This window comes from Rathayibacter sp. AY2B3 (assembly GCF_002931755.1).
Lineage (GTDB): Bacteria > Actinomycetota > Actinomycetes > Actinomycetales > Microbacteriaceae > Rathayibacter.
The window spans coordinates 1-600 of sequence record NZ_PSUG01000107.1; the positions used below are offsets into that span (position 1 = coordinate 1).

Here is a 600-nt window from a genome sequence, read left to right on the forward strand (position 1 = left end):
AAAAGTCCCACAACCCCGGCCATGCAACCCCTGCCGGGTATCACACATGACTCGGTTTAGCCTCTTCCGCGTTCGCTCGCCACTACTGACGGAATCACTGTTGTTTTCTCTTCCTGTGGGTACTGAGATGTTTCACTTCCCCACGTTCCCTCTACCCGCCCTATATATTCAGGCGGGAGTCACCAGGTCACCACAAGGGGCCTGGCGGGGTTTCCCCATTCGGAAATCCTCGGATCACAGCTCGTTTATCAGCTCCCCGAGGCTTATCGCAGATTACGACGTCCTTCTTCGGCTCCAGATGCCAAGGCATTCACCGTTTGCTCTTATGAACTTGCTAATCACATGAGTTAAGAAACTACAACTCGAAAAGTTGCAGATCCAATGATTTGCATGACCACAGCCCGAAAGCCGCGCCATGCGAATCTTGTCGATCCACGACCGAAGCCGTGAATCTAAGATGCTCGCGTCCACTGTGTAGTTCTCAAAATACGGGCGGTATCCCTCTCCCACACACCCAGGCGTGAGAAAAGGATCCGGAGAGTCGACCCCGCCACCCGAAGGCAGCCGGCCCGGTCCCTCAGGACCCAACAGCGTGCATGT

General features: G+C 55.0%; 1 rRNA gene. It reads right to left on the reverse strand.

The window, feature by feature from the left end:
* Positions 1-337, reverse strand: a 23S ribosomal RNA gene (locus tag C5C24_RS17490); the annotation flags it as partial.
* Positions 338-600 lie beyond the last annotated feature (263 nt).